Genomic DNA, 21943 nt, shown 5'->3' with positions numbered 1-21943 from the left:
GCTGCCGGGCTCCGCCACCCGGAACGGGCCGCGCCCGCCTCCGACCTGCGCGCGGGCGGCCCGCCAAGACCATTACGCCACCCCGTGCCGCCCGCGCCGGGGCCGCCCACTGCGGCGGGGAGGACGATTCCGGAGGTGAGCGGGAAGGCAATGCTTGATCCAAAAGGGCGAAACCGGTCACCAGGAGGACTAACATCGGACTACGTGACGAGCCTCAGCCTTGACAGCGCACCCACCGCCGCCCTGGACGCCGACGCGATCGTGATCGGCGTCGTTCCCGCCGATGCCGGCCCGCGACCGGCCGCGGGCGCCGAGGAGGTCGAGCGGGCCCTGGACGGACGGCTCGCGAGCGCGCTCCAAGCCCTGGGCGCCACCGGCAAGGCCGGCGAGGTCACCAAGCTCCCGACGCTCGGCGCCGTGACGGCGCCCGTCATCGTCGCGGTCGGGCTGGGCGACGAGCCCGGCCCCGAAGAGCTCCGCCGGGCCGCCGGCGCGGCGCTCCGCGCGCTGGCCGGCACCGCCAGGGTGGCCGTCGCGCTGCCCGCGGGCTCCGCCGAGGAGACCGAGGCCGTGGCCCTCGGCGCGCTCCTGGGCAACTACAGCTTCGGCGCCTACCGCACCGGCGAGCAGAAGAGCCCGGTCGAGCAGATCACGATCGTCGGTGACGGCGACGCCGACCGCGCCCGGACGCTCGCCGACGCCATCACGCTCGTCCGCGACATGGTCAACACCCCGCCGTCCGACCTCAACCCCGAGGTCTTCGCCGAGACCGCCGAGCGCGTCGCGGCCGAGGCCGGCCTCGACGTCGAGGTGCTCGACGAGAAGGCGCTCGTCGAGGGCGGCTACGGCGGCATCGCCGGCGTCGGCCAGGGTTCGGCCAACCCGCCGCGACTCGTCCGCCTCGCCTACGGCCACCCTGAGGCCACCAAGACCCTCGCCCTGGTCGGCAAGGGCATCACGTTCGACTCCGGCGGCCTGTCCCTCAAGCCGTCCGAGGCCATGGACTGGATGAAGTCCGACATGGGCGGCGCCGCCGCCGTGCTCGGCGCGCTCCAGGCCCTCGCGGCGCTCCGTCCCAAGGTCAACGTGATCGGCTACCTGGCGCTGGCCGAGAACATGCCGAGCGGCACGGCGCAGCGCCCGTCCGACGTGATCCGCATCTACGGCGGCAAGACCGTCGAGGTCCTCAACACCGACGCCGAGGGCCGCCTGGTCATGGCCGACGCCCTCGTCCGCTGCGGCGAGGACGCCCCCGACCTGATCGTCGACATCGCCACCCTGACCGGCGCCCAGCTCGTCGCGCTGGGCACCCGCACTACCGGGGTCATGGCCAACGACGACGACGTCCGGGCGAAGGTCGTGGCGGCCGCCGAGCGCGCGGGCGAGCCCTCGTGGGGCATGCCGTTGCCGGCCGACCTGCGCAAGGGGCTCGACTCCGCGGTGGCCGACATCGCCAACATCAGCGGCGAGCGCTGGGGCGGCATGCTGGTGGCGGGCGTGTTCCTCAAGGAGTTCGTCCCGGACGGCGTCCGCTGGGCGCACCTCGACATCGCGGGCCCCTCGTTCAACAAGGGCGAGGCTTATGGGTACACCCCCAAGGGCGGCACCGGTGCCGCAACGCGTACGTTGGTGGAAATCGCGGAAGACCTCGCGGCCGGAACCCTGTAACTCCTCCGGCCAGGCCAGAATTGAATAGATTTCCTCACGGTTGCGGGGCCCGCCTGAGGTGCGCCCCGTACAGCCGCGAGGGCCGGCCTGAGCGTGCTCGGGAGCATGCCCGCGGCCGGTGAGCCCGACACAGCGCGAGTAAAGGGAGCGTCCAGTGGCCAACAGCGGCCCCTTCGACATCGTCGTCCTAGGTGGTGGCAGCGGCGGATACGCGTGTGCGCTCCGAGCCGCCGAGCTCGGCAAGTCCGTGGCGCTCGTCGAGCGCGACAAGCTCGGCGGGACGTGCCTCAACCGGGGCTGCATCCCGACCAAGGCGCTCCTGCACGCGGCGGAGGTGGCCGACCAGACCCGCGAGGCCGCCACGTTCGGCGTGAAGGCCACCTTCGAGGGCATCGACGTCGCGGGCGTCAACGCCTACAAAGACAAGATCGTCTCGACCACGGTCAAGGGCCTGACCGGCCTGATCAAGTCCAAGGGCATCACGGTCGTCGAGGGCGACGGTCGGCTCACCGGGCCGACCACCGTGCAGGTGACCGGCTCGGGCGGCGAGACCACCACGCTGGAGGGGGCGCACATCGTGCTCGCCACCGGCTCGGTGCCGAAGTCGCTGCCCGGCCTCGACATCGACGGCGAGCGGGTGATCTCCAGCGACCACGCCCTGGTGCTGGAGCACGTCCCGGCCTCCGTCGTCGTCCTCGGCGGCGGCGTCATCGGCGTCGAGTTCGCCAGCGTGTGGCGCTCGTTCGGCGCCGAGGTCACCATCGTCGAGGCGCTCCCGCACCTGCTGCCGCTGGAGGAGGAGACCAGTTCCAAGCGCTTGGAGCGGGCCTTCCGCAAGCGCGGCATCAAGTACGAGCTGGGCGTGAAGTTCCAGGGCGTGAAGCCGACGCAGGGCGGCGTCTCGGTGACGCTCGACAACGGCAAGACGATCGACGCCGAGCTGCTGCTCGTCGCGGTCGGCCGCGGCCCGGTCTCCGAGGGCATCGGCCTCACCGAGGTCGGCGTCGAGACCGAGCGCGGATTCGTCAAGGTCGACGAGTTCTGCCGGACGAACGTCCCCACCATCTCGGCGGTCGGCGACCTGATCCCGACCCCCCAGCTGGCGCATGTCGGCTTCGCCGAGGGCATCCTCGTCGCCGAGCGGCTCGGCGGGCTCACCCCGCCGGCGATCGACTACGACGGCGTGCCCCGCATCACCTACTCCGACCCCGAGGTCGCCGCGGTGGGCATCACCACCAAGGTCGCCGCGGAGCGCGGATACGAGATCAACGAGGTCACCTACGACCTGGCCGGGAACCCCAAGAGCAAGATCCTCGGGACCCAGGGCGAGGTCAAGGTGATCGCGGCCGTGGACGGGCCCGTCCTCGGCATCCACATGGTCGGCGCGCGCGTGGGCGAGCTCATCACGGAGGGGCAGCTCATCTACAACTGGGAGGCCCTGCCCGCGGAGGTCGCCCAGTTGATCCATCCCCACCCGACCCAATCCGAAGCGGTCGGCGAAGCACACCTCGCTCTCGCCGGCAAGCCACTGCACGTGCACGGCTGAACGCCCGCACAGGAAATTCGAAGGAGTCGCGAGAGCCATGCCGGTCTCCGTCACAATGCCCCAGCTCGGCGAGAGCGTCACCGAGGGCACCGTCACCCGCTGGCTGAAGAAGGAGGGTGAGCACGTCGAGACGGACGAGCCGCTCCTCGAGGTGTCGACCGACAAGGTCGACACCGAGATCCCTTCGCCCGCGTCGGGCATCCTGACCAGCATCACCGTCGCCGAGGACGAGACCGTCGAGGTCGGCGCCGAGCTGGCGGTCATCGGGGACGAGGGCGACGCCCCGGCCCCCGCGGCCGAGCCCGAGCAGGAGGCCGCGCCCGAGCCGCAGCCCGAGGCCCAGAACGCCGAGGCCCCCGCCCAGGAGGCCCCTCAGCAGCCACAGGCCCAGCAGCCGCAGGCCCAGCAGGCGCCCGCCCAGCAGGGCCCGCCGCCCGCCGCGTGGCCGCCGCCCGCGCAGGCCCAGCAGGCGCCGCCCGCGCAGCAGCAGCCGGCCCAGCAGCAGCAGCCCACGCCGCCGCAACCGGCCCCGGCCGCCGAGGCGCCGTCGGGTGACGGCCCGTACGTGACGCCGCTGGTCCGCAAGCTCGCCGCCGAGCACGACGTCGACCTCACCAAGGTCAACGGAACCGGCGTCGGCGGCCGCATCCGCAAGCAGGACGTGCTGGAGGCGGCCCGCGCCGCCAAGGCCGCGCAGGCGCCCGCGCCGCAGGCCCCGGCGGCCCAGGCCCCGGCCGCGCCCGCCGCCCAGGCGCCCCGCGCCGCCGCCCCGGCTCCGGCCGCCCCGACGGCCGAGGCCGCCGCGCTGCGCGGCAAGACCGAGAAGATGTCCCGCATCCGGCAGACCATCGCCCGCCGCATGGTCGAGTCGCTGCAGGTCTCCGCGCAGCTCACCACCGTGGTCGAGGTGGACATCACCAAGATCGCGCGGCTGCGCGACCGCGCCAAGGCCGACTTCCAGGCCCGCGAGGGCGTCAAGCTGTCGTTCCTGCCGTTCTTCGCGCTGGCGACGATCGAGGCCCTCAAGACCCACCCGAAGGTCAACGCGGTCATCGACACCGAGACCAACGAGGTCACCTACCACGACGTCGAGAACCTCGGCATCGCGGTGGACGTGCCCGAGCGCGGCCTGATGGTCCCGGTCATCCACAGCGCCGGCCAGCTCAACCTCGGCGGCCTCGCGCAGCGGATCGCCGACGTGGCCGAGCGCACCCGCACCAACAAGGTCAGCCCCGACGAGCTGGCCGGCGGCACGTTCACGCTGACCAACACCGGCAGCCGCGGCGCGCTGTTCGACACCCCGATCCTCAACCAGCCGCAGGTCGGCATGCTCGGCACCGGCGCCGTCGTCAAGCGCCCCGCCGTCATCGACGACCCCGACCTGGGCGAGGTCATCGCCGTCCGGTCCATGGTCTACCTGGCCCTGACCTACGACCACCGCCTGATCGACGGCGCCGACGCCGCCCGCTTCCTCGGCACGATCAAGCACCGCCTCGAAGAGGGCAACTTCGAAGCCGAGCTGGCTCTATAGCTTTTACGGCCTCGGATCCTCGCCTGGCGGCTCGGACCCGAACCGCGAAAGCGGCGAACCCGACATCGCTTCGCGATCTTCGCGTGAAGCTTCGCCTGGCGGCTCGCTCCAGCTCAGGTAGCGCGTTCGCGGTGCGTGAGAAGAGGTGTGTTGAGACCCGTCGTTCCTTCGGGAGCGGCGGGTCTCTCGCCTTTCCAGGACGCGTTCTAGGGTGGGGTTATGAAGGTCGCGATCACCGGGGCTAGCGGGCTTATCGGGGGCGCGCTCGTCGAGGATCTGCGCGGGGGCGGGCATGACGTCGTGCGGCTGGTGCGGCGGGAGCCCGTCACGGCGGATGAGGCGCGCTGGGATCCGCACGGGACGGTCGACGGCAAGGCGCTGGAGGGGTGCGACGCGGTCGTCCATCTTGCGGGTGCCGGAGTCGCCGACCGGCCGTGGACCGACGCGTACAAGCGGAAGATCCGGGACAGCCGCGTGCGCGGCACCCGGGCGCTGGCCGAGGCGATCGCGACGCTGGGCGACGGGCCGAAGGTGCTGGTGTCCGGATCGGCGATCGGCTACTACGGCGACACCGCGGGCAGGGAGGTCGACGAGGAGTCCCCGATGGGCGGCGGGTTCCTGGCCGAGCTGGTCAGGGACTGGGAGGCCGCCGCCGCTCCGGCCGTGGACGCGGGCGTACGGGTCGTCCACGCGCGCACAGGGATCGTCCTGGCGCGGGAGGGCGGCTCGCTCGGCAAGACCCTGCCGCTCTTCAAGCTCGGGCTGGGCGGCAAGCTGGGCGACGGCCGCCAGTGGGTCAGCTGGATCTCGATGACCGACCAGATCGCCGCGCTGCGCCATCTGATCGAGGGTGAGCTGTCCGGGCCGGTCAACCTGACCGCGCCCAGCCCTGTGACGAACGCGACGTACACGCGGGCCGTGGGGAAGGCCCTGGGGCGTCCGGCCGTACTCGCGGTGCCCAAGGTCGCGCTGAGGCTGGCGCTGCGCGGGCTGGCGGACGAGGGCCCGCTGATCAGCCAGCGGGTGCTCCCCCGGCGGCTGGAGACCTCGGGCTTCTCCTTCGCCCACGCGGACGTCGCTTCGGCCGTCCGCGCGGCCATCGGATAGCCGACACCCCAAGAAACATCAAAGTCGTGCTTGTTTCCCGCCGGTAGCCGTACGGTGACTCTGAGACGAGCGCCGACGCCAGCTCCGAGCCGGAGGCAAGACCATGAGCACCGACGGGCAGCCGCACATCCTCGCGATCGGCGGGGGCACCTTCCTGCCGGACGGCCGGTACGGGATGACGCCCGGCCCCCTGCTGCGCTACGCCCTCGACCTGACCGGGCAGGACCGGCCCCGCATCTGCTTCCTCGCCACGGCACTGGGCGACGGCGTCGACCACATCGCGCGGGGTTACGCCGCGCTGTCCCAGCTGGACGCCGAGGTCAGCCATGTGGCGCTGTTCCCGATGCCCAACCTGCAAGACATCCGGTCCCACCTGCTGAGCCAGGATCTGGTGTACGTGTTCGGCGGCAGCGTGGCCAACCTCCTGGCCCTGTGGCGGCTGCACGGCGTGGACGAGGCCATGCGCGAGGCGTGGAACGAGGGCGTGGTGTTGTCGGGCCAGAGCGCCGGGGCGCTGTGCTGGCACGTCGGCGGCAACACCGACTCCTACGGGCCCCAGCTGCGGCCGCTCACCGACGGGCTCGGCTTCCTGCCGTACTCCTGCGGCGTCCACTACGACAGCGACACCCAGCGCCGCCCCCTGCTTCAGCAGTTGATCGGCGAGGGCACCCTGCCGGGCGGGTACGCGGCGGACGAGACGGTCGCCCTGCACTACGTGGGCACCGAGTTCGTCCAGGCCGTCTCCTACGGCAGGGACGCCGGCGCCTACCGCGTCGAGCCGGACGGCGGCGGCGCCAAGGAGACCAGGCTCGAACCGAGGCTCCTCTCCGCGATGTGAGGCGTCCCGCGGATAAGCTGCACATCGTGAGCGAACTGGACGTACGCGACGACGCGCCCCCGGCCGCGCGCGAGCTGGTCTTCGTCCACGTGGGCTTCGGCACCGCCGCGGTCCCGTACGAGAAGGCCTGGGACCTGCAACGACGCACCCAGGAACGGCGGATCGACGACGAGATCTCCGATGCCGTCCTGCTGCTGGAGCACGAGCCCGTCTACACCGCGGGCAAGCGCACCGGTCCTCTGGACCGGCCGGTCGGCGACCCGGGCGCACCGGTGATCGAGGTCGACCGCGGCGGGAAGATCACCTGGCATGGCCCGGGACAGCTCACCGGCTATCCGATCGTGAAGCTGCCCGACTCGCGGGGCGGTGTCGCGTTCGTTCGGCTGCTCGAACAGATGATGATGAACGTCTGCGCGGAGTTCGGCCTGGAGACCAAGTTCGTCGAAGACCGCAGCGGCCTGTGGGTGCCCGGCACCCCCGACCGCAAGCTCGGCTCGATCGGGCTGCGGGTCCGGCGCGGCGTGACGATGCACGGCTTCCAGATCAACTGCGACTGCGACATGTCATGGTTTGACCGGATCATCCCGTGCGGGATCAGCGACGCCGGATCGACGTCCCTCTCCAAGGAGCTGGGCCGCCGGGTCACCGTCGCCGAGGTCGTCCCGCTGGTCGAGCGCCACCTCACCGACCTGCTCGGCGCCACCGCCCCCCTCCACCGGACCACCGCCCAGCTGGAGGCCTGACGCGGCGCGGCGGCCGGGCCCGGGGCAGCACGAAATCCCGGCCCGGCTGAAGCCCCGGGACCGGGTCGGCGGTGCGGGCGGGTCAGGACTGGGTCATGACCTTGAAGACGGCCTGGCCGTCGGCGGCCGCCTTGGCGAAGAACCGGCTGAGGTCCTCGTAGGCGGGCTTGAGCACGCGGTCGCGCGTCCTGCCGTCCAGCCGGGCGGCGTCCTGCACCTCGGCGGCGGCCATCGCGGCCGGGTCGTACCGTTCCGCGATCGCGCCGAACGGGGTGCCCGCCAGATGGTCGGCGGCGGGCTTGACCCGGTCCGGCGCCAGGAAGATGACGTCCAGGCCGAGCTCGGCCGCGCCGTCCTCGGTCAGCAGCCGCCCGCCGCACACGACATCGGACTCCGGCTGGCGCCCGTCCCACGGATCGCCCGTGATCAGGTAGTGCAGCGCCTGCCAGTGGCCGCCCAGATCGAGTACCTGCTCGGCGGGCTGGCGGCGCCGCCAGTCGGGCGTGCCGAAGACCAGGCGGGCGATCCGGCCCGGGTCCGGCTCCCCCTCCATTGCCGGCGGCACCCTGAGGTACGACATTGCCAGACCCACGGTGGTCCCTCCTGCGTACGACGTGACGACAGGGAGTTACCTTAGAGAGATCAAATGCTACCCAGGGGGGAAACGCGGGAATCGACCTGTGTCCGGTCCCGTGATCTTCCTAATCCTTGCCTGACGGCAGCCTACCGATCCTCCCGGCGGTGCCGGAGATCCGCCCTGATGTGCCGACACGCGTGATCGGCACGTAATCTGAGGGGGTGACGACGGTGACACCTGAGGGGCGCAAGCTCCTGCGCATTGAGGCCCGCAACGCCGAGACCCCCATCGAGCGCAAGCCCGACTGGATCAAGACCCGGCTGAAGATGGGCCCGCAGTACCGGGAGCTCACCAAGCTGGTGAAGTCCGAGGGTCTGCACACCGTCTGCCAGGAGGCGGGCTGCCCCAACATCTACGAGTGCTGGGAAGACCGCGAGGCCACGTTCCTCATCGGCGGCGACCAGTGCACGCGCCGCTGCGACTTCTGCCAGATCGACACCGGCAAGCCCGCCGAGTTCGACCGGGACGAGCCGCGCCGCGTCGCCGAGTCCGTCGCGCAGATGGGCCTGCGGTACGCCACGGTCACCGGCGTGGCCCGTGACGACCTGGAGGACGGCGGCGCCTGGCTGTACGCCGAGACCGTGCGCCAGATCCACGCGGCGATCCCCGGCTGCGGCGTCGAGCTGCTGATCCCCGACTTCAACGCCGAGCCCGAGCTCCTCGCCGAGGTCTTCGGCTCCCGTCCCGAGGTGCTCGCCCACAACGTCGAGACCGTGCCGCGGATCTTCAAGCGGATCCGCCCGGGCTTCCGCTACGAGCGCTCCCTCGACGTCATCACCCAGGCGCGCGCCGCCGGGCTGGTCACCAAGTCCAACCTCATCCTCGGCATGGGCGAGACCCGCGAGGAGGTCTCCCAGGCCCTGCGCGACCTCCACGGGGCGGGCACCGAGCTGGTGACGATCACCCAGTACCTCCGTCCCAGCCCGCGCCACCACCCGGTCGAGCGCTGGGTCAAGCCCGAGGAGTTCGTCGAGCTCGCGGCCGAGGCCGAGGAGATCGGCTTCGCCGGCGTCATGTCGGGCCCGCTGGTGCGCTCCAGCTACCGCGCCGGCCGCCTCTACCAGCAGGCGATCGAGGCGCGTCAGGCCTGACAAGGAAGCCCGGCGGGGGTGTCTGCCCAGGGGTAGGACACGACTATCCTTAGGGCCATGTCGAAAAACGCCACGGACGGGGCCCAGGAGCGTCCGGGCCGCCTCAAGCAGATCCGCATGGTCGCCCAGGTTCTCCGCCAGGCGGACCCGAAGGCCCTCCCGATCGTCTTCGCCTCCGCGATCGGCACTCTGGTGGTCGTCGTCCTCGTCGGATGGCTCATCGGCCAGCTGTGGTTCTTCATTCCGCTCGGGCTCCTGGCCGCGGTGGCCGTCGGCATGATCGTCTTTGGTCAGATGGCGCAGCGCGCCCAGTACAAGGTGATCGCCGGTCAGCCCGGCGCCGCCGCCGCGATCCTCAAGAACATGCGCGGCGGGTGGACCGTCACCGAGGCCGTCAGCGGCAACCGCAACCTCGACATGGTCCACCGCGCGGTCGGCCGCGCCGGGGTGGTCCTGGTCTCCGAGGGCCCGAGCAACCGCGTCGGCCAGCTCCTCGGCGCCGAGAAGAAGCGCATCTCCCGCGCCGCCCAGCAGGTCCCCATCTACGACATCCAGGTGGGCGACGACGAGGGCCAGGTCGCGGTCGACAAGCTCCAGCGCCACCTGATGAAGCTCCCGCGCAACCTCACCAAGGCGCAGGTCTCCGAGCTGAACGACCGCCTCCAGGCGCTCCCCCGCTCCATGCAGATGCCCAAGGGCCCCATGCCGAAGGGCTCGCGCATGCCCAAGGGCCCCAAGCCCAAGATGCGCTGAGCCCAAGATGCGCTGAGTCCAAGACGCGCTGGGCGCGACCCGACGACCAGCGACGAAAGAGGAGCGAGCCCGCGGGGCTCGCTCCTCTTTCGTTTTGCGTTGACGACGCTCAGCTGTTGATGACGATGGTGTTGGCGGCGCGGTCGTGCATGCCCCGGTAGTCGCGGTCCCAGATCATGGCGGGGATGATCAGGATGAGGAGCAGCGTGCGGGCCAGCGCCCAGCCGGGGCCGACGGGCCTGCCGCCGAGCCGGACGACGCGGATGCCGGTGAGGCGCTTGCCGATCGTCATTCCGATGGTGGCGGTGAGCAGCCAGGCCTGGAGCGCGAAGACCCCGGTGTTGGCCAGCGAGCGGGTGCCCGGCGACCAGTCGAGGACGCGGGCGAGGAAGGCCCCGATGAGCGCGGCGACCAGAAGGTCGATCAGCAGGGCGAGAACGCGGCGGCCGTAGCTCGCGGCCGAGCCCCTGCCCGCCGCGGGAAGCCCGAGCCGTTCGCCCGGATAGCCGAGATCGGCGCCCGCCGCGCGGGCGCCGCCCAGCCAGGTCTGCGTCCACCGGGTGCCCTTGGCGCTGCTCATGGGCCATACGCTATCCGGTTCCGTAAAGGAGTCGGACTCGGGGCGTGGCTTGCGCCCCATGAAGCGGTGACCTACTCCACAATGTGATGCGTAACACAGGCGAAACATATGGGACACGGACGGGAAACCGCCCGCCCATAGCCTTCCGTAAGCCAAAAGCGCCCCAAGGAGGCTGGATGTTCAGCAGCGCCGATGAGGTCCTGAGCTTCATCAGGAACGAAGGTGTGCGATTCGTCGACTGTCGGTTCGTGGACCTCCCCGGGAAGATGCAGCACTTCACTTTCCCCGTGGAGAGCTTCGGCGAGAGCGTCTTCACCGAGGGGCTCATGTTCGACGGTTCGTCGGTCCGCGGGTTCCAGGAGATCCACGAGTCGGACATGCTCCTGCTCCCGGACCCGAGCACGGCGGTGGTCGACCCCTTCCGTCAGCACAAGACGCTGAACCTCAACTTCTTCGTCCACGACCCGCTGACCGGGGAGCCCTACAGCCGCGACCCGCGCAACGTCGCCAAGAAGGCCCAGGACTACCTGCGCGGCACCAACATCGCCGACACGTGCTACTTCGGCCCCGAGGCCGAGTTCTACATCTTCGACGACGTGCGGTTCGAGACGAAGGAGAACGCGGGCTACTACTACCTCGACTCGGTCGAGGGCGCCTGGAACACCGGGCGTGAGGAGCCGGGCGGCAACCTCGGCGCCAAGCCTCCGTACAAGGGCGGCTACTTCCCCGTGCCGCCGATGGACCACTACACCGACCTGCGCTCGGAGATGGTGTCGCAGCTGCTCGAGGCCGGCATCATCGTCGAGATGCAGCACCACGAGGTCGGCACCGCGGGCCAGGCCGAGATCGACTTCCGCTTCGACACGCTGCTGAAGACGGCCGACAACCTGCTGCTCTACAAGTACATCGTCAAGAACGTCGCGCGCGCCGCCGGCAAGACGGTGACGTTCATGCCGAAGCCCATCTTCGGCGACAACGGCTCGGGCATGCACTGCCACCAGTCGCTGTGGAAGGACGGCTCGCCGCTGTTCTACGACGAGGTCGGCTACGCGGGCCTGTCGGACAACGCGCGCTACTACATCGGCGGCCTGCTCAAGCACGCGCCGTCGCTGCTGGCCTTCACCAACCCGACGGTGAACTCCTACCACCGGCTGGTGCCCGGCTTCGAGGCGCCGGTCAACCTGGTCTACTCCCAGCGCAACCGCTCGGCGTGCATCCGCATCCCGATCACGGGCTCCAACCCCAAGGCCAAGCGCGTCGAGTTCCGCGTGCCGGACCCGTCCTGCAACCCCTACCTCGCCTTCTCGGCGATGCTGATGGCGGGCCTGGACGGCATCAAGAACAAGATCGAGCCCGCCGAGCCGGTGGACAAGGACCTCTACGAGCTGCCGCCCGAGGAGGCCCGCGCCATCCCGACGGTGCCCGGCTCCCTGGAGGCGGTCCTCGCGGCGCTGGAGGCCGACCACGACTACCTGCTCGAAGGCGGCGTCTTCACGCCCGACCTCATCGAGACGTGGATCGCCATGAAGCGCGAGTTCGAGATCGACCCGATCCGGCTCCGTCCCCACCCGCACGAGTTCGAGCTGTACTACGACATCTGATCGTCCCCGTCGCGAGGCCGCCGGCCGTCCGTCCCGTCAGGGGCGGGCGGCCGGCGGCCTTTGACTAGTGCCGGCCGGTGCGGCGGGTCAGCGCACGCCGACCGCTCGCAGCGCGCGGTGCTGCGCCGGGGTGAGGCGGACCGGGAAGTAGAGGTAGCAGACACCACCCGTGCCGCTGACGACCTTGCCGCCGGCGTTGTAGCGCTTGGTCCGCAGCCAGATGTTCTCCCACTGGCGGCGCTTGTAGACGCGGCGGACGGCGGCGTTGCTCGGGGAGGCCGGGTCGTTGGCGATGACGTCGCCGTCCGCGGTGAAGCCGATGACGGTCATCAGGTGGCCCGAGGTGCCGTACCCCGCCCCGTCCAGCTCCGAGGCCAGGAACGACTGCGAGGTGATGAGCGGGATCCCCGCACGGATCAGCGTCTCCGCGTCCGGCAGCGAGGCCAGGCGGGTGACGACGCCCTGCATGTCCTTGTACGTCGCGGCGTAGGCGGCGTTGAAGGGCCAGTTGCCGCACCCCTCGTACTGGTAGTCGTAGGTGAAGCGCGCGGCGTGGCACACCTGCGGGTCGGTGAAGGCGGGGTCGACCCAGGCCAGATCCTCCGCGCTCGGCCGCCGGCCCCAGTACTCGATGATCATCTGGGACGAGGTGGGGCTGCACCACGCCTCTCCCCCGTTGTCGTACTCGGGATACTGCCCCTGGTGGATCGACTGCGAGTACCGCGGCACGGCGAGCTCGCGGCCGGTGGCGACGCCGGGGGCGGAGGCGGGCACCTCGAAGCGGCCGGGGACGTCGGATCCCATCGCGCCCAGCCGCCAGACCGCGGGGCCGCCTCGGGCGCCCGGCCTGCGATGGAGCGTCAGCCTCAGCTGGTACGAGACCAGGCGCAGGCCGCTCTCCGGGGCGTCGATGGAGAACGTGTCGGTCCAGATGGTGCTCTTGCCGTCCGTCTGGTCGTCCACGGAGGTCCGGCGGATGTCGCCGTCCCCGGCCGCCCACCGGCCCATCACGTACCACGGTGTGCGCGTCGTGTCGTTGTAGGTGCCGCGCAGCTCGATCGCGATCCACATCCCCGCGGGGGCGTGGGCGTTCCAGGAGGCGATCACCTCGGTGGACGGCACGCGCAGGTGGTGCACGGGCGAGGTCCAGGTGGCGTACTCCCAGGTGGACGCCTGACCCGTGTGCGGATCCTGGTAGTCGACGGTCCCGAGGGGCCGGCCGATGGTGACGCCCGGACGGGGTCCCGGCGCGAGCCGCGTCCCCCGTCCCTTGCCGCCGGCCCAGTCGGCGCGGCCGACCCACGCACGATTGTCGACCAGGGACATGCCTCGGCCCGCCAGGGGAACAGCGGAGGCATGCGAAGGCGAGACGGCCGAGCCCGCCACGACGGCGAGTCCCGTGGTGAGCACAGTGCGCCGGGATATCGAACTGCTCATGGCGGGGGCTCCTCAAGATGAGATCAACGCGGTGAACACGTCGAGTGTCCGCCTAGAAGATCACGTCGGCAACGGCCGACAATGCCGGACGATGTCGGACCTCGGTGGCATCATGTGCTGCGGACGGAGGTGGCGGTCACGATGACGCAGGAGTTGCTCAGGGGACGGCCGTCTGAGGCGCCCAAGGAGCTTCTGCGCAACGCGTACGACCTGCGGGACGCGGCGCGCGCCCTGATCGAGGACCATCGGCGGGCCAGGGTGGCCGTCCAGGAGGCGCTGGGGCCGTTGCGGCGGCGGGCCGCGCGGGCGCAGCTGGCGACGATGCCGGTTTCGCGGCTCAAGGACGTGACCAGCGGCAGGTTGCAACTCCCCGCGCTGGAACGGGCCGAGATCGAGACGGTGCTCCAGGTCCTCGACACCACCGCGTACGAGCTGCAGTGCCTGCCCGGTATCGGGCCGCAGACGGCCGGCCAGCTGCAGGCGGCGGCGCAGCAGATCTGCGAGGCGGCCGAACGCGCCGCGAGCATCCGCATCGGGCTCGACCGCAACGATGCGGCCACCACCGCGCTGGTGGTGGCGCTGCACCTGCTCGTCAACGCCGGGCCGGACGTCCCGCGGGCGAGCGAGCTGGCGGTCGCGCTCGACGAGCGGCTCTCGCCGCTGGTGGCCACGGCGCGGCCGGCGGTGAGCTGGTGGCGGCGGCTGTTCTCGAGCCGCGAACGGCGCGAGGAGGCGATGGGCGCGCTCGCCGAGCTCGGCCAGGTGCTCCGCGAAGAGCACGCCCGCGGCACGCCGGAGTTCTTCGCGCAGGCGTCGGTCGATCTGCTGCGGCCGAGGGTGACCGCCGACGAGGCGTGGATCGACTTCGAGCTGCGCGCGTCCGACTACTACGCCCTGCTCGCCGAGCTGGCGGCGCTCGACCCGGAACGCGATCCCGGCGAGGGCTTCCTGCCGGACGACATCACGAGGCGGGTCAAGGCACAGCCTCTGGACGAGACGCATCTGCGCGTCTCGCTCCGCGGCTACCAGTCGTTCGGCGCCCGCTTCGCGCTGGCCCAGCGGCGCGTCGTCCTCGGCGACGAGATGGGCCTCGGCAAGACCGTGCAGGCCATCGCGGCGATCGCGCACCTGGCCGCCGAGGGTGCGACGCACTTCCTGGTGGCGTGCCCGGCCAGCGTGCTCATCAACTGGCTCCGCGAGATCGACGCGCGCAGCGCCCTGGACGCGCATCCGGTGCACGGCTCCGGCCGCGCCGCCGCCCTCCGCGACTGGGTGCGCGACGGCGGCATCGCGGTGACCACCCTGGACGTGCTGCACACCCTGGACGTCCCGCACACCGTCCGGATCGGCATGCTCGTCGTCGACGAGGCGCACTTCGTCAAGAATCCCGAGACCCGCCGTTCCCGGTCCGTCGGCGCCTGGTGCGCGCGGGCCGACAGGGTGCTGTTCCTCACCGGCACGCCGATGGAGAACCGCGTCGAGGAGTTCCGCAACCTGGTCGCCCACCTGCAGCCCGTCCTGGTCCCCGACATCCGGCGGAGCGACGCGGCGATGGGCCCGCGCGCCTTCCGCTCCGCCGTGGCCCCGGCCTACCTGCGCCGCAACCAGCTCGACGTCCTCGTCGAGCTGCCCGAGGTGGTGCACGTCGACGAGTGGGAGCAGTTCAGCCATGCCGACGCCGCGGCCTACCGCCGTGCCGTCGCCGCCGGCAACTTCATGGCCATGCGCAACGCGGCGTACGCCAACCCGCGCAGGTCGGCCAAGCTCAAGCGCGTGGTCGAGCTGGTCGAGGAGGCCGCCGCCAACGAGCTGAAGGTCGTCGTCTTCTCGTTCTTCCGCGACGTGCTCACCACCGTCGGCGCCGCGCTCGGCGAGCGCGCGCACGGCCCCATCTCCGGCTCCGTCCCGCCGGCCGGACGCCAGGCGATGGTCGACGCGTTCACCGCCGACCCGGGGCACGCCGTGCTGCTGAGCCAGATCCAGGCGGGCGGCACCGGCCTCAACCTCCAGGCCGCCTCCGTCGTCATCATCTGCGAGCCCCAGGTCAAGCCCACGTTGGAAAGCCAGGCCGTGGCGCGGGCGCACCGGATGGGCCAGGTCCGCCCCGTCCAGGTGCACCGCATCCTCACCACCGACAGCGTCGACCAGCGCATGCTCGACCTGCTGCGGGGCAAGAACGCGCTCTTCGACGCCTACGCGCGCCGCAGCGACATCGCCGAGGCCTCCCCCGACGCCGTCGACATCTCCGAGCAGGCCCTCGCCCGCCAGATCGTCGAAGAGGAGCAGCTCCGCCTGGAGACCCCCCGCACCGCCTGATCCCGCAGTGTGCGGCCGCCCCGAGATGGCGGTGAGCGCGGAAGAACGTGAGGGAAGGCGAGGTGAACGCCGTCCTCGTGGGAAGATCCAGGGCGGCCGTCGTGTTCCGATGGGCGACAGCACGAAGGCGTGTTCGGCAGTGACTAAGGAGATCCCATGGCCACGGTGAAGGTGGAGCGGACCGACGACGGCTACCAGGCCACCAACGACCGCGGAGCGCGCGTCGCCATCAGCGACTCCGGCGAGGCCGAGGGCGCGTTCACCCCGGTCGAGCTGCTGCTGGCCGCGCTGGGCGGTTGCGAAATCGTGACCGTGGAGCCGCTCACGGCGCAGCGCGGCCACCGGATGGTCAAGCTCGCCGCCACCGTCTCCGCCGACAAGGTCGCCACGAGCAAGCTCGGCACGATCACCGTCAGCTACGAGGTGGAGCTCCCCCCGGGCGACGACAAGGCCGCGGAGGTGCTCGCGAAGGTCGCCGAGCGCGTCCACGACCGCTACTGCACGGTCGGAAACGCTCTGAAGGAGCCGATGAAGGTCGACCAGGTCATCTCCACCTGAGGAGGACCCCAGCCCGGCCCGGTGCCCGGCCCGTGCACGCCGCCCTAGGCCCGGCCCTGGGCCGTCCGTACCACCCGGGCCTCGTCCTAGGCCGTGCGCACCAGTCGGAGCCGCCAGGCCGAAAGCGGTCATCGGGGCGGCACTTACGGCCCAGGTGTCGGGTATCGACTTCCTCTATGCCGTTCGTCCCCCCGTTCTCCCGCGGGGAGCCGTGCCGACCTCCCCACGTCCTCTTATGCTGACTCCTGATCAAGCCCAGACCCTGATCCCTCCTCCCCCAAAGGTCCGGAGGCCACATCAGGGATGTACTACTCAAGGCTGAGATAAAGACCATTCGTCGCGGTGATCTCAAAGAGGTGGCCGCACCGCAAAGATAGGGAGCATGGCCCAAATCGCCCCACCCGCTCCTCGTGGCCAGACGGCACAGGCCCGCCCCGCCCCCGCGCGGCGGGTCGCAGGTGTGCCGGCGGCCAAGCGGATCTCCGTGCCGCCGGTGTGGCGCGAACTGCTGCTGATCGCGATCTTCTATACCGGTTATACGTTGACGCGCATCGTCCTGGTTCAGGACGGGACGGGTCCGGCGTTCGCGCACGCCGACCAGATCCTCTCCACGGAGCGGTTCCTGGGGATCGACGTCGAACTCGGCCTCAACCAGTGGCTGCTCCAGGTGCCGTGGCTGGCCCGTACGGCCAACATCTTCTACGCCACCGCCCATTTCGCGGTGACGCTGACGATCGTGGTGTGGCTGTACCGCCGCCGGCCGCAGGACTACCGCTGGGCGCGCACCGGGATCATGATCGCCACGGGCGTGGCGCTGCTGGGCTTCTGGCTCTACCCGCTGGCGCCGCCGCGGTTCCTGCACTCCGAGGGGTTCGTCGACCCGGTCACGGCCCTGCACTCGCTGGGCCTGTACGCGAGCGACGCCTCCGGCACCCTCACCAACCAGTACGCGGCGATGCCCTCGATGCACGCGGGCTGGGCGATGTGGTGCGGGTTCCTGATGATCAAGCTGGCGGCGCGCCGCTGGGCCAAGGTGCTCGGGGTGATCTACCCGGCGACCACAGTGTTCGTGATCCTTTCCACCGCGAACCACTACATCCTGGACGCGGTGGCCGGAATCGCGCTGATCGGCGCGGCGATGACCCTGTCGTGGGTCCTCTACCACCACTGCCCGAAATCGATTCTGGCGCTCCGGGACCGGACGACATCCCTGCTGGTACAGCGATTGCGGGCACGGCCCAGTCCCGCCACGGCCGATTCCGGCGGGGTCAGGGGTGCGCGGGAGACCGGCATTTGAGATCCTTGGGATCATGTCAGGAACGGTCGGGGGGCCGGAGTCCGGCGCCGCGCACCGCGCCGGGGCGAAGGCTGCCGTCCGGCCCCGGCTGCGGACCGAGCTGCTGCTCCTGCTGATCTGCTACGCCGCGTACGAGGTGGTCCGCAACCTGGTGCCGGCCGATCACGTGATGGCCGCCCATCGCGCGCGCCAGCTCCTCGACCTCGAGTACGCCGCGAACCTGGACGTCGAGTACGCCCTCAACCGGCTCTTCACCGATCACGCCTGGGTCGCCATCCCGGCCAACTACTTCTACTCGACGATGCACTTCGTCGTGACGATCGGCGTGATGGTCTGGCTGTACGTGTGGCATCCGCGCCGCTATCCGGTGTACCGGTCCCTGCTCTTCGCCACCACGCTGGTCGGGCTCGTCGGCTTCTGGGTGTTCCCGCTGGCCCCGCCCCGCATGCTGCCGGGCTTCACCGACACCGTGATCAACTTCGGTACGTGGGGCATCTACGACTCCGGGCCGACCGCCACGGTGTCCAACCAGTACGCCGCCATGCCCTCGATGCACATGGCCTGGGCCCTCTGGTCGGCCGCCGCGGTCATCGCCATCGCCCGGCGGCGCTGGGTCGTGACCCTCGCGGTGCTCTACCCCGCGGTGACCGTGCTGGTGATCATGGGCACGGCCAACCACTACCTCCTCGACGCCGTCGGCGGCGCGATGGCCCTGGCCCTCGGCTACGCCCTCGTGCGCGGCGCGTTCCGGGCCGGCACGCTCGCCCTCCTGTCCCGCGACCATCCCCTGATCTGAACGGGATCAGCCGACGCTCCGTGGTGATCAGCCGACGCGCCCCAGGCGTTCGACCGGCGCGCCGCAGGGATCACTCGGCGCCGTAGAAGACGCGTTCCACCACGGCGCGGGCCCGGCGGGCATGGCGGCGGTAGTCCTCGATGAGGTCGCCGGTGCCGGGGTAGCCGAGCACGCGGGTGACGGCGGTGCGCTCGCGGTGGTGGTCGGTCGGAAGGAGATCGGAGGCCCGGCCGCGGACCAGCATGATCACGCCGCGGATCCGGGTCGCCAGCTGCCAGGCCTGCGAGAGGACGCGGGCGTCGCCCTCGTCGAGCAGACCGGCCTCGACGGCCGCGTCGAGGGTGGCGAGCGTCCGGGTCGTCCGCAGCGTGGGGATCTCGTGGGCGTGCCGGAGCTGGGTCAGCTGGGCGACCCACTCCACGTCCGACAGGCCGCCGGGGCCGAGCTTGATGTGCTGGCGCCGGTCGATCCCGCGGGGCAGGCGCTCGGACTCCATCCGGGCCTTGAGCCGCCGGATCTCGCGGACGGTGTCGTCGCCGATGCCGCCCTCCGGCCACCGCACGGGGTCGATCAGGGCACGGAAACGTTCGCACAGGTCCGGGTCGCCGATGATCGGGTCGGCGCGGAGCAGCGCCTGGCTCTCCCAGGGCGCCGACCAGCGGGCGTAGTACGCGGCGTACGAGGCGAGCGTGCGGACCAGCGGGCCCTGCCGTCCCTCGGGCCGCAGGTTCGGGTCGATCTCCAGCGCCGGGTCGGGGGCGGGCAGCGCCAGCAGCCTGCGCAGTTCCTCGGCGACGGCGTGCGCGGCACGGCTGGCGTCGCGTTCGTCGGCGCCGTCGAGCGGATCGTGGACGAACATCACGTCGGCGTCGCTGCCGTAGCCGAGCTCGTGCCCGCCGAACCGGCCCATCGCCACGATCGCCATCCGCGTCGGCAGCGGTCCGCCCCGGTCGATCTCGATCTTGTTGATGGCGGCCCGCAGCGCGGCCTCGACCGTGACGGTCGTGATGTCGGTGAGCGCCTCGCCGACCGTGCGGACGTCGGCGAGGTCGAGCAGGTCGGCGACCGCGACCCGGAACAGCTCGCGGCGGCGCAGCCCGCGCACCACCGCGACCGCGGCCTCGGCCCGCTGCTTGACCGCGTCGCCGTCGGCTCCGCGCTTGTTCACCTCGCCGTCGGCTCCGCGCTCTTTCGTCTCACCTTCGGCTCTGTGCCTTCTCGTATCGCCTTCGGCTCTGTGCCTTCTCGTATCGCCTTCGGCTCTGTGCCTTCTCGTATCGCCTTCGGCTCTGTGCCTTCTCGTATCGCCTTCGGCTCTGCGGAGCACCGCCGCCAGCGCCTCCGCGCGCAGCGTCTCGTACGGCCGCGGCGCGAGACCGGCCTCGCTGCCGAGCATCGCGACCGCCTCCGGAGCGCGCAGCAGCAGATCGGTGGCGTAGCGGCTGGACCCGAGGACGCAGGCCATGCGCTCGGCGACGGTCACCTCGTCGCGCAGCAGCCGCAGGTACCAGGGGGTCGTGCCGAGCGCGTCGCTCACCTGCCGGAAGCCCAGCAGCCCGGCGTCGGGGTCGGGGGCGTCGGCGAACCACCCGAGCATCACCGGCAGCAGCGTCCGCTGGATGGAGGCGCGCCGCGACACCCCGGAGGTGAGCGCCTCGATGTGCCGGAGCGCGCCCGCCGGATCATCGAAGCCGAGCGCCTCCAGCCGGACCCGGGCGGCACCGGGCGTCAGCCGGGACTCCTCCCCCGGCAGCCGCGCGACGGCCAGCAGCAGCGGCCGGTAGAACAGCTTCTCGTGGATGCGGCGCACCTCGCGGGCGTGCCGCCGCCACAGCGCGGTGAACTCGCCCACCGGGTCGGTGCGCAGGCCCAGCGCCCGGCCCAGCCGGCGCAGGTCGATCACGTCGTCGGGCACCAGGTGCGTGCGGCGCAGGCGGTGGAGCTGGATGAGGTGCTCGACCCGGCGCAGGAACCGGTAGGCCGAGGTCAGCGCGGCCGCGTCGTCACGGCCGACGTAGCCGCCGTGGGACAGCGCCGCCAGCGCCTCCAGGGTGCCGGCGCTGCGCAGCGTGGCGTCCGCGCGTCCGTGGACGAGTTGCAGCAGCTGCACGGCGAACTCGACGTCGCGCAGGCCACCCGGGCCGAGCTTCAGCTGGCGTTCGGCGTCCTCCCCCCGCTCGCTCAGATGGGCCTCGACACGGCGCCGCATCGCCTGGACGTCCGCGACGAAGCTCTCGCCCCCCGCCGCACGGGTCTCGCTGCCCTCGCCGCGCCCCACCGCGCCCCAGACGATCGGCGTGATCGTCTCCATGTAGCGCCGGCCGAGTTCCGCGTCGCCCGCGACCGGCCGCGCCTTGAGGAGCGCCTGGAACTCCCAGGTCTTGGCCCAGCGCTCGTAGTACGCCCGGTGGCTGGCGACCGTCCGTACGAGCGGGCCTGCCTTCCCCTCGGGGCGCAGCGCCGCGTCGACCTCCCACAGGGCGCCCTCCTCGGTGCTGGCCGAGCACGCGCGCATCAGGGCCGACGCCAGCCGCGTGGCCGTGCGCAGGCCCGTCTCCTCCGGATGGCCCTCCCGCGCCTCCGCCACGAAGATCACGTCGACGTCGCTGACGTAGTTGAGCTCCCGCCCGCCGCACTTGCCCATGCCGATGACCGCCAGCCGGCACGCCGCGTGCTCGGGCACCGCCGCCCGCGCCACCGCCAGCCCCGCCTCCAGCGCGGCCGCGGCGAGGTCGGCGAGCTCGGCGGCGACCTGCCCCACATCGGCCGCGCCGATGAGGTCGCGGCCCGCCAGCTGGAGCAGGTGCCGCCGGTACGCCGCGCGCAGCGCCACCAGCGTCTCGGGACCCGAGCCGCCCGCGACCGGCGCAGGCCCCGGCTCGGCACCGACGGCGCGCAGCAGATCCGCCCGCACCGTCGCGGGCGAGACCGTTTGGAGCGCTCCATCTCCCTGCAGCACGCGCCAGTCCGCCGGATGCCGGGCAAGATGATCACCAAGGGCCGCGCTCACCCCGAGGACCGTGAACAGCCGTTCCCGGGTCGCCGAGTCCTTGTGCAGGACGGCCCGCAGATCGCCGCCGTCCTCACCCGCCGCCGCGAGCAGCCGCAGGACGCCCGTCAGCGCCAGATCGGGATCGGCGGTGGCGCCGAGCGCGTCCAGCCGCCCGTCGCCGAGCACGCCGTCCGGATCCTCCTCGATCAGCCGCCGCTCCGCGAGTCCCGCGTCGGTGAAGCCGAGCCTGGCCAGACGACCGGCCAGCGAAGGACGACGATCAGGAGTCCACGGCTGCTGCACGACTCCACCGTAATCGGACGCCCCCGCGACGGAGGAGGAAGGCCGCACCCCGAAAGATCTCGATTCCATCTCCCCCAACCACGCCACCGAAGAGTGGCAGCCATGTGAACCACCGGGGATCTTGGAGCGTCTCCTGCGAACGATCATTT

At 71.6% G+C, this 21943-nt stretch carries 17 protein-coding genes; 13 read left to right on the top strand and 4 right to left on the bottom strand.

All coding sequences use genetic code 11. From position 1 onward, the window contains the following. Positions 1-204 precede the first annotated feature (204 nt). The 6 genes from ACGFNU_RS11900 (at position 205) to lipB (ending at position 7433) form a co-directional block, all read left to right on the top strand. Complete coding sequence (locus ACGFNU_RS11900; RefSeq protein WP_392592646.1) at positions 205-1668, top strand: leucyl aminopeptidase; 1464 nt, start codon at positions 205-207, stop codon at positions 1666-1668. Positions 1669-1822: 154 nt separating this feature from the next. Beyond that, positions 1823-3214 carry a dihydrolipoyl dehydrogenase gene (gene lpdA, locus ACGFNU_RS11895; protein WP_392592644.1) on the top strand — a complete coding sequence of 464 codons (1392 nt, stop codon included), beginning with the start codon at positions 1823-1825 and terminating at the stop codon, positions 3212-3214. 37 nt (positions 3215-3251) lie between these two features. Further along, a complete protein-coding gene (gene sucB, locus ACGFNU_RS11890; RefSeq protein ID WP_392592643.1) occupies positions 3252-4745 on the top strand; it encodes a 2-oxoglutarate dehydrogenase, E2 component, dihydrolipoamide succinyltransferase in 1494 nt (497 codons plus the stop codon). 219 nt (positions 4746-4964) lie between these two features. After that, positions 4965-5852, top strand: a complete 888-nt coding sequence (locus tag ACGFNU_RS11885; protein ID WP_392592641.1) for a TIGR01777 family oxidoreductase — start codon at positions 4965-4967, stop codon at positions 5850-5852. A gap of 103 nt (positions 5853-5955) precedes the next feature. Further along, a complete protein-coding gene (locus ACGFNU_RS11880) occupies positions 5956-6690 on the top strand; it encodes a Type 1 glutamine amidotransferase-like domain-containing protein (RefSeq protein ID WP_392592639.1) in 735 nt (244 codons plus the stop codon). A 26-nt stretch (positions 6691-6716) separates the two neighbouring features. After that, entirely contained in the window at positions 6717-7433 is a 717-nt protein-coding gene (gene lipB / locus ACGFNU_RS11875) for a lipoyl(octanoyl) transferase LipB (protein ID WP_392592637.1), read from the top strand. Between the two features lie 82 nt (positions 7434-7515). Here the strand turns inward: lipB and ACGFNU_RS11870 are convergent, their stop codons facing one another. After that, entirely contained in the window at positions 7516-7986 is a 471-nt protein-coding gene (locus ACGFNU_RS11870; RefSeq protein ID WP_392592635.1) for a YfbM family protein, read from the bottom strand. A gap of 245 nt (positions 7987-8231) precedes the next feature. On the opposite strand from ACGFNU_RS11870, the gene lipA reads away from it, so the two are divergent. Beyond that, positions 8232-9161, top strand: coding sequence for a lipoyl synthase (gene lipA, locus ACGFNU_RS11865; protein WP_392592633.1), 930 nt, complete (start codon positions 8232-8234; stop codon positions 9159-9161). Positions 9162-9218: 57 nt separating this feature from the next. Beyond that, positions 9219-9914 (top strand): DUF4191 domain-containing protein, encoded by a 696-nt coding sequence (locus ACGFNU_RS11860; protein WP_392592632.1) that lies wholly within the window; start codon positions 9219-9221, stop codon positions 9912-9914. A 109-nt stretch (positions 9915-10023) separates the two neighbouring features. Here the strand turns inward: ACGFNU_RS11860 and ACGFNU_RS11855 are convergent, their stop codons facing one another. Then, positions 10024-10494: an RDD family protein gene (locus tag ACGFNU_RS11855; RefSeq protein ID WP_392592630.1), complete on the bottom strand. Its 471-nt coding sequence runs from the start codon at positions 10492-10494 to the stop codon at positions 10024-10026. Between the two features lie 176 nt (positions 10495-10670). On the opposite strand from ACGFNU_RS11855, the gene glnA reads away from it, so the two are divergent. Then, a complete protein-coding gene (glnA, locus tag ACGFNU_RS11850; RefSeq protein ID WP_392592629.1) occupies positions 10671-12095 on the top strand; it encodes a type I glutamate--ammonia ligase in 1425 nt (474 codons plus the stop codon). An 87-nt stretch (positions 12096-12182) separates the two neighbouring features. Here the strand turns inward: glnA and ACGFNU_RS11845 are convergent, their stop codons facing one another. Then, positions 12183-13532 (bottom strand): peptidase C39 family protein, encoded by a 1350-nt coding sequence (locus ACGFNU_RS11845; protein ID WP_392592627.1) that lies wholly within the window; start codon positions 13530-13532, stop codon positions 12183-12185. Between the two features lie 141 nt (positions 13533-13673). Between ACGFNU_RS11845 and ACGFNU_RS11840 the strand changes: the two genes are divergently transcribed. From ACGFNU_RS11840 to ACGFNU_RS11825, 4 genes are all read left to right on the top strand, one after another. Continuing rightward, positions 13674-15848: a DEAD/DEAH box helicase gene (locus ACGFNU_RS11840; protein WP_392592625.1), complete on the top strand. Its 2175-nt coding sequence runs from the start codon at positions 13674-13676 to the stop codon at positions 15846-15848. A gap of 156 nt (positions 15849-16004) precedes the next feature. Then, entirely contained in the window at positions 16005-16406 is a 402-nt protein-coding gene (locus ACGFNU_RS11835; protein WP_392592623.1) for an OsmC family protein, read from the top strand. A gap of 382 nt (positions 16407-16788) precedes the next feature. Then, positions 16789-17703, top strand: a complete 915-nt coding sequence (locus tag ACGFNU_RS11830; protein ID WP_392592622.1) for a phosphatase PAP2 family protein — start codon at positions 16789-16791, stop codon at positions 17701-17703. Between the two features lie 13 nt (positions 17704-17716). Then, complete coding sequence (locus tag ACGFNU_RS11825; protein ID WP_392592620.1) at positions 17717-18499, top strand: phosphatase PAP2 family protein; 783 nt, start codon at positions 17717-17719, stop codon at positions 18497-18499. Positions 18500-18569: 70 nt separating this feature from the next. On the opposite strand, the gene ACGFNU_RS11820 is transcribed toward ACGFNU_RS11825, so the two are convergent. Then, a complete protein-coding gene (locus ACGFNU_RS11820) occupies positions 18570-21794 on the bottom strand; it encodes a bifunctional [glutamine synthetase] adenylyltransferase/[glutamine synthetase]-adenylyl-L-tyrosine phosphorylase (protein ID WP_392592618.1) in 3225 nt (1074 codons plus the stop codon). Positions 21795-21943 lie beyond the last annotated feature (149 nt).

It is taken from the genome of Spirillospora sp. NPDC048911, from assembly GCF_043198015.1.
GTDB lineage: Bacteria > Actinomycetota > Actinomycetes > Streptosporangiales > Streptosporangiaceae > Spirillospora.
This window is presented reverse-complemented; position numbering and strand designations above follow the sequence as displayed.

What these genes read in the sequence shown, in the direction of transcription:
- sucB (WP_392592643.1), top strand. Translation starts at nt 3,252, where the DNA reads ATGCCGGTCTCCGTCACAATGCCCCAGCTCGGCGAGAGCGTCACCGAG.
- ACGFNU_RS11885 (WP_392592641.1), top strand. Translation starts at nt 4,965, where the DNA reads ATGAAGGTCGCGATCACCGGGGCTAGCGGGCTTATCGGGGGCGCGCTC.
- ACGFNU_RS11880 (WP_392592639.1), top strand. Translation starts at nt 5,956, where the DNA reads ATGAGCACCGACGGGCAGCCGCACATCCTCGCGATCGGCGGGGGCACC.
- ACGFNU_RS11870 (WP_392592635.1), bottom strand. Translation starts at nt 7,986, where the DNA reads ATGGAGGGGGAGCCGGACCCGGGCCGGATCGCCCGCCTGGTCTTCGGC.
- ACGFNU_RS11860 (WP_392592632.1), top strand. Translation starts at nt 9,219, where the DNA reads ATGTCGAAAAACGCCACGGACGGGGCCCAGGAGCGTCCGGGCCGCCTC.
- ACGFNU_RS11855 (WP_392592630.1), bottom strand. Translation starts at nt 10,494, where the DNA reads ATGAGCAGCGCCAAGGGCACCCGGTGGACGCAGACCTGGCTGGGCGGC.
- glnA (WP_392592629.1), top strand. Translation starts at nt 10,671, where the DNA reads ATGTTCAGCAGCGCCGATGAGGTCCTGAGCTTCATCAGGAACGAAGGT.
- ACGFNU_RS11845 (WP_392592627.1), bottom strand. Translation starts at nt 13,532, where the DNA reads ATGAGCAGTTCGATATCCCGGCGCACTGTGCTCACCACGGGACTCGCC.
- ACGFNU_RS11840 (WP_392592625.1), top strand. Translation starts at nt 13,674, where the DNA reads ATGACGCAGGAGTTGCTCAGGGGACGGCCGTCTGAGGCGCCCAAGGAG.
- ACGFNU_RS11835 (WP_392592623.1), top strand. Translation starts at nt 16,005, where the DNA reads ATGGCCACGGTGAAGGTGGAGCGGACCGACGACGGCTACCAGGCCACC.
- ACGFNU_RS11830 (WP_392592622.1), top strand. Translation starts at nt 16,789, where the DNA reads ATGGCCCAAATCGCCCCACCCGCTCCTCGTGGCCAGACGGCACAGGCC.
- ACGFNU_RS11825 (WP_392592620.1), top strand. Translation starts at nt 17,717, where the DNA reads ATGTCAGGAACGGTCGGGGGGCCGGAGTCCGGCGCCGCGCACCGCGCC.